This is a genomic window from Pseudomonas sp. ANT_J12 (assembly GCF_008370045.1).
Taxonomy (GTDB): domain Bacteria; phylum Pseudomonadota; class Gammaproteobacteria; order Pseudomonadales; family Pseudomonadaceae; genus Aquipseudomonas.
In genome coordinates this window covers 180,639-192,872 of record NZ_VOBN01000009.1, presented here as the reverse complement: position 1 = coordinate 192,872, position 12,234 = coordinate 180,639, and the positions used below count along the sequence as shown (strand labels likewise).

Annotated in this window: 10 protein-coding genes; 3 read left to right on the top strand and 7 right to left on the bottom strand. The window is 62.5% G+C overall.

The features are described 5' to 3' along the window. Positions 1 to 95: 95 nt before the first annotated feature. Both FQ192_RS20005 and FQ192_RS20000 read left to right on the top strand, forming a co-directional pair. A complete protein-coding gene (locus tag FQ192_RS20005) occupies positions 96 to 1,580 on the top strand; it encodes a methyl-accepting chemotaxis protein (protein WP_149660103.1) in 1,485 nt (494 codons plus the stop codon). 230 nt (positions 1,581 to 1,810) lie between these two features. Then, complete coding sequence (locus tag FQ192_RS20000) at positions 1,811 to 2,173, top strand: Mpo1-like protein (RefSeq protein ID WP_149660102.1); 363 nt, start codon at positions 1,811 to 1,813, stop codon at positions 2,171 to 2,173. A gap of 1 nt (position 2,174) precedes the next feature. On the opposite strand, the gene FQ192_RS19995 is transcribed toward FQ192_RS20000, so the two are convergent. From FQ192_RS19995 to FQ192_RS19975, 3 genes are all read right to left on the bottom strand, one after another. Further along, positions 2,175 to 2,972, bottom strand: a complete 798-nt coding sequence (locus tag FQ192_RS19995; protein WP_149660101.1) for an acyl-CoA thioesterase II — start codon at positions 2,970 to 2,972, stop codon at positions 2,175 to 2,177. Between the two features lie 443 nt (positions 2,973 to 3,415). Beyond that, entirely contained in the window at positions 3,416 to 4,183 is a 768-nt protein-coding gene (locus FQ192_RS19980; protein WP_149660099.1) for a CHAD domain-containing protein, read from the bottom strand. An 88-nt stretch (positions 4,184 to 4,271) separates the two neighbouring features. Then, on the bottom strand, positions 4,272 to 4,550 hold the full coding sequence (locus FQ192_RS19975; protein ID WP_054051974.1) for a hypothetical protein: 279 nt from the start codon (positions 4,548 to 4,550) through the stop codon (positions 4,272 to 4,274). Between the two features lie 222 nt (positions 4,551 to 4,772). Between FQ192_RS19975 and FQ192_RS19970 the strand changes: the two genes are divergently transcribed. Then, positions 4,773 to 5,810 (top strand): patatin-like phospholipase family protein, encoded by a 1,038-nt coding sequence (locus FQ192_RS19970; RefSeq protein ID WP_149660098.1) that lies wholly within the window; start codon positions 4,773 to 4,775, stop codon positions 5,808 to 5,810. A gap of 128 nt (positions 5,811 to 5,938) precedes the next feature. Here FQ192_RS19970 and FQ192_RS19960 read toward each other — a convergent pair whose 3' ends face one another. The 4 genes from FQ192_RS19960 to kdpB form a co-directional block, all read right to left on the bottom strand. Then, positions 5,939 to 6,628 (bottom strand): response regulator, encoded by a 690-nt coding sequence (locus tag FQ192_RS19960; protein WP_149660097.1) that lies wholly within the window; start codon positions 6,626 to 6,628, stop codon positions 5,939 to 5,941. A gap of 68 nt (positions 6,629 to 6,696) precedes the next feature. Continuing rightward, complete coding sequence (locus FQ192_RS19955) at positions 6,697 to 9,342, bottom strand: sensor histidine kinase KdpD (RefSeq protein ID WP_149660096.1); 2,646 nt, start codon at positions 9,340 to 9,342, stop codon at positions 6,697 to 6,699. Positions 9,343 to 9,470: 128 nt separating this feature from the next. Beyond that, positions 9,471 to 10,016, bottom strand: coding sequence for a potassium-transporting ATPase subunit KdpC (gene kdpC / locus FQ192_RS19950; protein ID WP_149660095.1), 546 nt, complete (start codon positions 10,014 to 10,016; stop codon positions 9,471 to 9,473). Positions 10,017 to 10,175: 159 nt separating this feature from the next. After that, the gene (kdpB, locus tag FQ192_RS19945; RefSeq protein ID WP_149660094.1) at positions 10,176 to 12,233 is read right to left on the bottom strand and encodes a potassium-transporting ATPase subunit KdpB; all 2,058 of its coding nucleotides are present in this window, start codon (positions 12,231 to 12,233) and stop codon (positions 10,176 to 10,178) included. Between the last annotated feature and the right edge of the window lies 1 nt (position 12,234).

The window sequence follows — 12,234 nt, the reverse complement described above, 5'->3', positions numbered from 1 at the left end:
TCAAACTTGACCCATATCAAAATCTCCCGACCTGCATAGCGGCACAATGCTGGCACCTTGCCAATGCTGTTTCCGCTATCAGAGAAGACCTTCCTATGGGTGCCTGGCTTAGCAACATCTCGCTGAAATACAAATTCTGGGCGGTCAACGCGGTCGCCTTCGTCACTACCCTGCTGTTGGTGTTGTACGCCGTGCAACTCGAACAACAGGCCCGCAGCCACGCGTCCCAGGCATCGGCCCAGGCCCAGGCGCGGTTGCTCGATGCCTGGCCTGCCGGGCAGCCGTTGCCCAAGGCTGACAACGTGCTGATCTTCAGCCACGGCCAGGCGCCACGCTTGAATGATCAACCGGTGCTGGAGCTGACCGATACCCAAAACGGTTGGACCGAGATCAACCGCATGCCGCTGTTCGGTGACAACCCGTTGATGGGCGCCGAAGTTTTCAGCCGCGCCGACGGCCAACAGGTCGCGGTAATCGCGTACGGCCCGAGCCTGAGCCAAGTGTTCAGCGAACGTTTCTTCAACTATGCGATGGCGGTGGCGATCCTGATGCTGGCGATGCTCGGTGCTTCGCAGTTATTGATCCGCTTCTTGCTCAGCCAACTCAACACGTTGAAGGACGTGATGCTGCACGTCGAGAAAACCGGCGACCTGTCGGCCCGTGTACCGCTGGCCGGCAAGGATGAAGTCGGGCAAATGGCCAATGCCTTCAACGCCATGCAGGCCGGTTATCAGCGGGTGGTCAACACCGTCGCCAACACCGCCCGGCAACTGGATGTCGGCGCAGCCCGGCTGGCGTCGAGCATGAACGAGGTGCGCCACCGCATGCTTGGCCAGCAAAGCGAAACCGACCAGGCGGCCACGGCGATCAATGAAATGACCGCCACGGTCTACCACATCGCCCAGCATGCAGGCGCCACCCGCGACCTGTCGCAAAGCGCTGACACCCTCGCGGGCAGTGGCCAGGAAGTGGTCAGTCGGGTGCAGAAGTCGATTGCCGGGTTGTCCAGCGGCGTGCAGCAGACCGCCGAGATGATCCAGCGCCTGGCCGAAGACAGCCAGAAGATCAACGGCGTGGTCAGTGTGATTCACAGCATCGCCGAGCAAACCAATCTGCTGGCGCTCAATGCGGCGATTGAAGCGGCGCGGGCCGGTGAAATGGGGCGTGGTTTTGCGGTGGTCGCCGATGAAGTGCGCAACCTGGCCAAGCGTGTGCAGGCCTCGACCGATGAAATCACCCTGATGGTTTCCGCGTTGCAGGCCGGGACCCGGGACGCGGTGGATTTCATGCAGGAGAGCACGTTCAAGGCTGACGATTGCGTGCAACAGGCGCAGGAAGCCGGCGCAGCGTTGGCGCAAATCACCAGTGCGGTGGCGCAGATGCGCGAAAGCAATACGCAGATCGCCGTGGCCGCCGAGCAGCAGAGCCATGTGGCCGAGGAAATGAACCGATCCGTGGTGAGCATTCGCGACGTGACCGAGAACACCGTGCAACAGACCGTGGATTCGGCGAACACCAGTAATGAGTTGGCGACGTTGGCTGGGGAATTGAGCAAGGCGATCGGGCAGCTCAAGCTTTGAGGGCCCCTTCGCGGGCAAGCCTCGCTCCTACACGGGACCGCGTTCGTTCAAAAATATTGCGAACGACTCAATCCTGTAGGAGCGAGGCTTGCCCGCGAAGGCGTCCGCCCGGTCAACATCAATTTGCGCCATTGCCGCTATCGCGGCGATAGCCAACCTCGATTCGCCGCCCACCCGCGCCACGCCTATTCTTCAAGCATGTATTCAACATGGATTTGAGGAGTTTCATCATGGGCAAACGTCACCCCAACCTTCCGGCCTGGCAATGGAAGTCCTACCCCAACAATCATCAGCACCCGACCAATCTGGCCTTGCACCTGATCGCCGTGCCGCTGTTCATCATCGGCTTTCTGTTGATTGTGTCCGGGGTGTTCAGCCTGAACCTGGTGAATGTCGTGATTGGCGTCATCGGCGTGATTGCCGGCCTGGGCCTGCAGCGCCACGGTCACAGCCTGGAGGCGCAAGCCGCCGAGCCGTTCAGTGATCGCAAAGATGCAATGTCGCGCTTGCTGGTCGAGCAGTTCCTGACCTTCCCTCGATTTTTCCTCAGCGGCGGCTGGTGGCGTGCCTGGCGCAAGCGCCACCGGCGCTGAGTCAGGCGAAGATCGTCACGGTCTGGCGGCTCATGGCGATCAATTGACCGTCCGCGCTCCACAGCTTCGCCGCTGCGTGACCGTAGCCGTCCGCGGCGTGTTCGATCTCCACCAGGTACTTGCACCAGTCCAGGGTGCTTAGCGCCAGCAACGGCTGGACGAATTCGATGGTCCAGGTCAGCGTGCTGCCCATCGCCGGTTTGTTCAGGTGCGGCAACAGCGCCGGTGGCCAGGCGTCGACCAGCGCCAGGATATGCGCCTCGCCCAGCGCTTCTTCCTTCACATCCCCCCGCAAACGCACCCAACCGCCCATGTCTCGGGATTTGTTGCCGGTGAACGGCAGCCCGCCAACGCTCCAGCGCATCGCCAGATGCTTCATGAATTCCGGGGTCACGCCTTTGATGTAAGGCAGTTCCTGGCAGTCGTCCCAGTGTTTGAACTCGGGAGCAGGCTCGGCCGCCACGGCCACTTCGGAAGGACGCGAGGCGCCAAAACTGCCCTGGACCAGGGTCACCACCTGGCCTTTCTGCATCGCCCGGCCCAGCACCTGGCTGACGGCCTTGCCTTCGCGCAACACATCCACTTCAAAACTCACCGGCACATCGGGCTCGACCGGGCCGACAAAGGTGATCGCCAGCGAGCGCACCGGACGATCCGCCGGGACTTGCGCGCGCATGGCTTCGTACTGCAACGCGGCGACCAGGCCACCGAAACTGGCGCGGCCCTGGCCCCATTCGGCAGGAATGGACAGATCCTGCGGCTGGCTGCGTACAGCGTCGAGCAGATCGGAAAAGCGCATGGAAACCTCAAAGATGCAGGAAAAGGATGAAGGGATGGTAACCAGCCTAAGAGGACGATACAGCGCTTATTCCGGACAAATTGACTGACAGAAGAGCCGCGCAGGTCTTATGTCTGACACAAAACCAACTGTGGGAGCGATTCTGTGTGGCGAGGGGGCTTGCCCCCGTTGGGGTGCGAAGCGCCCCTAAAACATACGACCGTGGTGCATCGGGCCAACCGCATGCTATGGATTTACGACTGCTTCGCAGCCGAACGGGGGCAAGCCCCCTCGCCACACAGGCTCGTTCCCACAGGGGTTACGCAGTGTTCTTGATCGTTCCCACGCTCTGCGTGGGAATGCCTCAACGGACGCTCCGCGTTCGGCTCTGGATGGGACGCGGAGCGTCCCGGAATGCATTCCCACGCGGAGCGTAGGAACGATCAACAGAAGCCGTGGTGTTCTCAGGATTTGAAGCAGGCTGCGCCGAGTTTGTCGAGGACTCGGTCGGCACGCCCTTCAGCCTCGGCCATGGTGGTTTTCCACACGGCGACGCAGGGTTTCAAGTCCGCTTCCTGTTCGGCCCGCAGCAGCCACTGCCAGCAATCGTGCCAATCACCCAACGCGGCCTGGGCGGACTTGAGTCGTGGCAAGGCTTGCTTGGGCAAACGGTCCAGTTCGGGATAGGCCTCGATGCCGTAGCGCACCCGCTTGATCAACAAGCGCAAGCGATGGCGATCATGGGCCGGATCGTGCAGGGCTTCGTCGAGTTTTTCCCATTGCTTGGCCAGGCGTTTTTCGATGCGTTTGCGCAAGCCCTTGAGCAACCCCTGACGCTGGGAAGCGCGCAGGAAACGCGGAAACGCGTCGAGGATCATCAGCAATTGAATGACTTGCGGGCTGGTCGCCACGGTGGGATAGGCCACGTCCATTTGCGCCATGCGTCGCTGCGCCGCTTCGGGTTGATGGTGCTCGAGCAAATACGCCGCCAACACTTCGCGATCACGCAGCGGCGTGGTCAATTGACCGACACCGGACGCCGCCACTTCCAGTTGCTCGACCCCGGGCAAACCCCGCAACGGTCGCAACAGGCTGCGCAAGCGGCGAACCGTGGTGCGCAGGTCGTGCAGCGCCTCCGGGTCGGTGCGGGCAGTCAAGCGAGCCTGGCAGGCCAGCAAACGGACTTCAATGCTCAAGACTTGAGCCACCAACCGGTCAACCAAGGCAGACATCACTTGCTCCCTGAATCGAATGTGGATTTTCCCGCTCGACGTATCGTGCCCGCATCGAAACCCGGCGTCCTTGCCCTAGATCATGGGCTTAACGACCGGCGCGGGATTCACGAATATAGAAACGCGCCTTCTCGGCTTTGCTGGTGCAGCCTTCGTAGGCTTCGAATTGCTGCTGGGTCTTGGCACCGGTCAACAGCGACAGAGCTTTAGAGTAGCTCACTGTGCCGGCAAAACCTTCGGCCTTGGCCAGGTCCAGTTCGTGCCACGCCGCATCAATCTGGGTGCCGCAGCTATCACGGTACGCAGTTTTCCCGGCACAACCGGCCAATGCCAGGGCAATCAAAGGCACACAGATCCAGGCTTTCATCGATAACACCTCAAAGTTAGATAAACAGTCGTGCAGGTAAGACGGTGCGGCACGCAAAAAGTGCCTTGCCTCGCCCGTACAAACTATAGCGCTCGCGAGCATACCCATCTGTCGCCATGCAGTGTCGAAAAAACGACGCCCCTGCCCCGGCAAACGACCTTGGTGATTGAAGCGCCACCCTCGATGGGTGCATTGTTGAACCTTGTCAGACGAGGGGGATTCATGAAAAAGCGTGTCGCACTGGTGCTGGGCTCAGGTGGAGCGCGGGGCTATGCCCATATCGGTGTCATTGAAGAGATCGAACGGCGTGGCTACGACATCGCCTGCATCGCCGGTTGCTCGATGGGCGCCGTGGTCGGCGGGATCTATGCCGCCGGCAAACTCAACGAATATCGCAACTGGATCGAAAGCCTGGATTACCTCGACGTGTTGCGTCTGGTGGATGTCAGCTTCCGGCTCGGCGCGATTCGTGGCGAAAAAGTCTTCGGCCAGATCCGCAAAATCGTCGGCGAGATCAACATCGAAGACCTGCGCATCCCCTACACAGCGGTGGCCACCGACCTGACCAACCAGCAGGAAATCTGGTTCCAGGCCGGCTGTCTGCATCAGGCCATCCGCGCCTCGGCGGCGATTCCCAGTCTGTTCACGCCAGTGATGCAGGGCAACCGCATGCTGGTGGATGGTGGTTTGTTGAACCCGTTGCCAATCGTGCCGGTGGTGTCGAGCCATTGCGATTTGATCATCGCGGTCAACCTCAACTCGACCAACCAGCGCCACTATCAACTGCCGGTGATCCCGCGTCCTCCGGCGTTCAAGTCACGCTTCAACAGCCTGGTCAATTCGCTGGGTTCGAAGATGCCGTTCCGACGCAAACAGGCTGAGCAATTGCTGCTGCTGGAACAGGAAGCGTTGAAGGCCGAAGCGGCGGAGATCAATCCGTGGATCGAGTCTGCCGAACCCGAAGCCCAGCAACCCGCCGCCGCTCCGCAAGGCGATGGCGCGCCGAAGTCCGCTACCGGATCGTTCATCATCGACAACGTCGGGCCGGCGTCTTTGCTGGACTTGATCAACCAGAGTTTCGAGGTGATGCAGACTTCGTTGGCGCAGTACAAGATTGCCGGGTATCCGCCGGACATCCTGATCAACGTGCCGAAGCGTGTGTGCCGGTTTTTCGAGTTCTACAAGGCGCCGGAGTTGATCGCGCTGGGACGGGAGATTGCGCGGGATACGATGGATCGGTATGAGAATGAGCAGAATTGAGCATTTGAACGTTACCTGATCGTTCCCACGCTCCGCGTGGGAATGCCGCCATGGACGCTCCGCGTCCGCTCTTGAAGTCGTGACGCGGAGCGTCACAGGATGCATTCCCACGCGGAGCGTGGGGACGATCAGGGCTCGATCAACCGATACCCCACCCCCGCCTCGGTCACGATAAACCGTGGCTGGGTCGGATCATCCACCAGTTTCTGGCGCAGATGCCCGACCACAATCCGCAGGTAATGACTGTCCTCGGTATGGGTCGGCCCCCAGATGTCCTTGAGCAATTGCTGCTGGGTGATGACCCGCCCCGGATGCCGCGCCAGTTGCGCCAGCACCGCATACTCCTTGCGGGTCAGCGCGACTTCGGCGCCGTCGAGCAGCACTCGGCGATAGGCCAGGTCCACGGTCAACGGGCCGAACGTCAGGGCCGCTTGCTGGGCTTCACCGGCCGGAGCCTGGCGCAACAAGGCGCGAACCCGGGCCAAAAATTCCTGAATGCCGAACGGCTTGGTCACGTAATCGTTGGCGCCGCCATCCAGCGCTTCAACCTTCTGCCCCTCGCTGGCGCGCACCGACAGCACCAGCACCGGCACTGTTGACCACTCACGAAACTCGCGCAGCACTTGCTGGCCGTCCATGTCCGGCAGGCCGAGGTCGAGCACCAGCAAATCGGGCTTGTTCAGCGCGGCTTGCGCCAGGCCTTCGTTGCCGGTGCCGGCCTCCAGCACTTTGTAGCCCTGGGAAGCGAGGCTGATGCGCAGGAACTTGCGGATCTGCGGTTCGTCGTCGATGACCAAAATGGTCGCGGTCTGGCTCATGAATTCCCATCAACACAAAGAAGTGGCAAGAGAGTAGCGCAAGCGTGTTCAGGCTTCACATTCGGCTCTTAATTTTCAAAATCCGGCTGTTCCTGCAATGGCAGATGAAGCGTGATGCAGGTGCCCCGTCCTTCAATGCCATCGCCGACGCTGATCCGCCCGCCATGTGCGCCGACCATGCCCTGACAAATCGCCAGCCCCAACCCCGTGCCCTGCCCGCCGCGATCACCGCGAGCGGCGGTGTAGAACATGTCGAAAATCTTCGCTCGTTCATCCTCCGGAATCCCTGGACCTTCATCGCTCACCGCGAAAAACAACTCGTTGTCATCCGCCCCGGCGCGCACTTGCAGGCGTCCGTGCACCGGTGAAAACCGCGCGGCGTTTTCGATCACGTTGACCAGCGCCTGTTCGATCAACGCCGCATGCACGTACAGCAACGGCAACTCGGCCGGCACTTCGGTGCTGACCTGCAACGGCGCCAGCACCGCGCGCAGGCGATTAAGCGAACTGCCGACGATATCCGCTGGCGACACCCAGTCCCGGGCCAGTTTCAGGGCGCCGTGACCCAGGCGAGTCATGTCCAGCAGGTTTTGAATGTAGCGGTCCAGGCGTTCGGCTTCGTCGCGGGTGCCTTCGAGCAATTCACGGCGATCCTCCAGCGGGATCGCCTCGCCGAGGGCCAGCAGGCTGTCGATGCTGCCGCGCATGGAGGTCAGCGGCGTGCGCAAATCGTGGGACACCGAGGCGAGCAAGGCGCTGCGCAACTGCTCGGTTTCGCCGTGCAACCGCGCGGCTTCCAGGTCTTCAGCCAGTTGCGCACGGGCCAACGCCTGGGCCAGCGGCTGGCTCAGGGCGGTCAACAAACGCCGACGCTGGCCGCTCAAGGTCTGGCCTTCGTTGGCACAAACACCGAGTAAGCCCAACGGCCCATCCTCGACCGACAACGGCCACCACCACCAACGCCCGAACGGCAAGGTGCCGGTGCCCGCCCCCGCCGGTTGATCGTGTTGCCAGGCCCAATCGGCGGCAGCGCGTTCGGCTTCGGAGAACTCCAGCGGGCCACCGGTCTCGACTTTCCAGCCGCCCTGCCCGTCGCGGTTGAGCAGGCACAATTGCAGGTCGCTCCAGCCGTTCAAATGCTGGGCGGCGGCGCTGACCACGGCTTGGCGGTCGGTGGCGGCGGTGAGTTTGCGTGACAGGTCGAGCAGTTCGCTGGTTTCTTCCTGGGTGTCGCGCAACGCCTGCAATTGCCGACGCTGACGGGCCGCGAGGTTACCGGTGAGCGCCGCCATCAGCAGGAAGAACAGCAAGGTCAGGACGTCTTCTTCGCGCTGGATGCTGAAGGAGAAATTCGGCGGGATGAACAGAAAGTCGTAGGTCAGAAACGACAGCGCCGCACACGCCAGCGCCGGGCCGAGGCTGCTGCGTACCGCCACCAGCAACACGGCGGCGAGGAACACCAGGGAGATATTCGGCAGCGGCAGAACACTCGCCACTGCCCAGGCCAAAGCACTGGCCAAAATCGTTGCCACCAAGGCGAGTGCGTAATCGAACCAGACCAGTGAATGGGCTGAACGCTGACGCGGTGCATGAGTTTCCTGATCGCTGTCGAGGACGTTGATTTCCAGACCACGGGCATCGCGCAACAAACGGGACGCCAGACCACCGCCGAACAAGCGTCGACGCAAACGCTGCCGCGACTGACCAACCAACACCAGACTGGCGCGGCGTTCGGTGGCGTGCTGGATCAGGGTTTTCGCCACCTCGCCGGCCCGCAGCAGCACCACTTCGCCACCGAGGCGCTCGGCCAGTTGCTGGGCGCTTTGCAGGCGCAGGCGCGATTGCTCATCGCGCACGCGGCCGTTGTCCACATGCACCAGGCTCCACGGCAGATGCCGACGCTGGGCGACGCGGCTGGCGTGACGCACCAGGCGCTCGGCCTGGGCATCGCCATCGACCCCGACCAATAAACGACCGCGCACCGCTGGCGCCGCCTGACCGAGCTGGCGATAACCCTGGGCCAGGTCATCATCGACCTGGGCCGCTGCGGTTTGCATGGCCATTTCCCGCAGGGCGGTGAGGTTGGTCTGGGTGAAAAACGCATCGATGGCCGCCCGCGCCTGTTCCGGTACGTAGACCTTGCCGTCGCGCAGACGCTCCAGCAGTTCCCGGGGCGGCAGGTCGATCAGCAGCAGTTCGTAGGCTTCTTGCAGGACCCAGTCCGGCAGGGTTTCGCGAACCTGGACGCCGGTGATGCCGCGCACTTTATCGTTGAGACTTTCCAGGTGCTGGACGTTGACCGTGGTGTAGACGTCGATGCCGGCGGCGAGCAGTTCCTGGATGTCTTGCCAGCGTTTGGCGTGACGACTGCCCGGGGCGTTGCTGTGGGCCAGTTCGTCGACCAGCACCAGTTTCGGCTTGGCTTTGATCAGGCCGTCGAGGTCCATTTCTTCAAGCATCACACCACGGTATTCCGAGCGCACCAGCGGCTGTTGCGGCAGGCCGCCGAGCAGGGCTTCGGTTTCGGCGCGGCCGTGGGTTTCCACCACGCCGGCGATGACTTTCACGCCTTGGCGCAGTTGGGTGTGGGCCGCTTGCAACATGGCGTAGGTCTTGCCGACACCGGGGGCGGCACCGAGGAACACCTTGAGCCGGCCACGGCCGTCGCGGGGCAGGTCTGCTAACAGCGCGTCGGCGCGGCCGGAATCACTCATGCTTGAAGTTCTCTTGATCGTTCCCACGCTCCGCATGGGAATGCAGCCCGGGACGCTCTGCGTCCCAATAGCGGACGCAGAGCGTCCATTTGATGCATTCCCACGCAGAGCGTGGGAACGATCCTCTCTTACAGTTTTTCCAGCGCGATGTTCAATGCCAACACATTCACCACTGGCGGCCCCACCAGCGGCTGCTCGATGTTCGCGTTCAGCAGTTGCTCAAGCGTAGACACCGGCACATTACGCGCCGCCGCAACACGCGCCAGTTGATAGGCAATCGCCGCCGGAGGCAAGTGGGGATCGAGGCCGCTGCCGGAGGTGGTCAGCATCGCCAACGGCACCGGACCTTGCCCCGGCACTTGCAGTTTATTGGCATCGTCGATCACCCGCGTGGCCAGCGCCGGGTTGCTCGGCGACAGGTTGCTGGCACTGCTCGATACCGTGGCAAACGCACCGGCCGACGGCCGTGGGTGGAACCAGGCGTCACCGACGAAATCCTGGGCAATCAGCGACGAACCACGGACCTTGCCGTCGGCATCACGCACCAGGCTGCCATTGGCCTGGTCCGGGAACGCGACTTGCGCGACACCGGTCACCACCAGTGGGTAGGCGACGCCGGTGATCAGGGTCATCAGCACCAGCAGGCTCAGGGCCGGACGTATCATTGTGGACATTTCAAAATCCTCGAATTCAGGGAACAAATACCGCGTTCAGTCAGGTGAACCGTGGTGCATTCTTCGCGAGCAAGCTTTGCTCCTACAGGGGAATACATTTTCCTGTAGGAGCGAGGCTTGCCCGCGAAGACGGCGCATCTGACACACCGCCACAGAGCGTCAAACCAGATGCAACGCCGTCAACAGCATGTCGATCGCCTTGATGCCCACGAACGGCACCACAATCCCGCCCAAGCCGTAGATCAGCAGGTTGCGGCGCAGCAATGCCGCCGCACTCGCCGCCTGCACCCGCACACCGCGCAGGGCCAGGGGGATCAGCACGACGATGATCAAGGCGTTGAACACAATCGCCGAGAGGATCGCGCTCTGCGGGCTGCTCAGGTGCATGACGTTCAGCACGCCGAGTTGCGGGTAGATCGAGGCGAACAGCGCCGGCAGGATTGCGAAGTACTTGGCCACGTCGTTGGCGATGGAAAAGGTCGTCAACGCGCCACGGGTCACCAGCAACTCTTTACCGATCTGCACCACGTCCAGCAGCTTGGTCGGGTCGCTGTCGAGATCGACCATGTTCGCCGCCTCGCGCGCCGCCTGGGTGCCGTCGTTCATCGCCATGCCGACGTCTGCCTGGGCCAGGGCCGGGGCGTCGTTGGCGCCGTCGCCGCACATCGCGACCAAACGACCGTCGTTCTGCTCGTGGCGAATGCGCGCCAGTTTCTTCTCCGGGGTGGCTTCGGCCAGCACGTCATCGACGCCCGCTTCGGCAGCAATCGCGGCGGCGGTCAGCGGGTTGTCGCCGGTCACCATAACGGTGCGAATGCCCAACTTGCGCAGCTCGGCGAAACGTTCGCGAATGCCAGGCTTGACCACGTCCTTGAGGTGGATCGCACCGAGCAATTTACCGTCGGCACAGACCAGCAACGGGGTGCCGCCGCTCTGGGCAATCTTGTCGATTTCCCGGGACAGAGACGGCGCCAGGTCGGCGCGTTTCAGGCCAACGAAGGCCAACAGTGAATCCACCGCGCCTTTGCGGTACACGCGGCCCTGATAGTCGACACCGGACAGGCGCGTCTCGGCGCTGAACGGCACAGCGGTCAGCAGCTCGGGACTTGGCTCTGGCTGCGGATGCAGGCCACGCAGGTACTCGACGATGGACTTGCCTTCAGCCGTGTCATCGGCCAACGAAGCGAACAACGCACCTTCCGACAGCTCTTTAGCGCTGACACCCGGTGCCGCATACACGGCGGTGCAACGACGGTTGCCGAAGGTGATGGTGCCGGTCTTGTCCAGCAGCAGGACGTGCACGTCCCCCGCCGCTTCCACGGCGCGACCGGATTTGGCAATCACGTTCAAGCGCACCAGACGATCCATCCCGGCGATACCGATGGCCGACAACAAGCCGCCAATGGTGGTCGGAATCAGCGTCACCAACAGCGCCACCAGGAACACCAGCGGCAGGCTGCCATTGGCGAAGTGGGCGAACGGTTGCAGGGTCACGACCACCAGCAGGAAGATCAGGGTCAGGCCGATCAGCAGGATGTCGAGCGCCACTTCGTTCGGGGTTTTCTGGCGTTTGGCGCCTTCGACCAGGGCGATCATACGGTCCAGGGTCGACTCGCCCGGGTTGGCGGTGATGCGCACCAGCAGCCAGTCGGACACCAGGCGGGTGTTGCCGGTGACGGCCGAACGGTCGCCGCCGGACTCGCGAATCACCGGCGCGGATTCACCGGTAATCGCCGCTTCGTTGACCGCTGCGATACCCTCAATCACCTCGCCATCACCGGGGATCATTTCCCCGGCTTCGACGCGCACCACATCGTCCTTGCGCAGGCTGGTGGCGGGCACCACCTGGAAGGTGCCATTGGAGGTGCGGCGGCGAGCGCTCAAACCTTCGCTGCCGGCCTTGAGGCTGTCGGCGCGGGCCTTGCCACGACCTTCGGCCAAGGCTTCGGCGAAGTTGGCGAACAGCACGGTGAACCACAGCCACAACGCAATTTGCGCCGCGACAAAGGTCGGCACGCTGCCGTCGGGAATGAAGCACAGCACGGTGGTCAGCACGGCAGTCAGTTCGACCACCAGCATCACCGGCGCACGCTGCAGTTGCCGAGGGTCGAGCTTGACGAAGGCTTGCACCAGCGCCGGGCGCCACAGGGCCGAGATCGCGGTTTTCGGTTGTTCCGGGGCTTTGACGACCACCGGTTTATTGACAGGCATATTCATC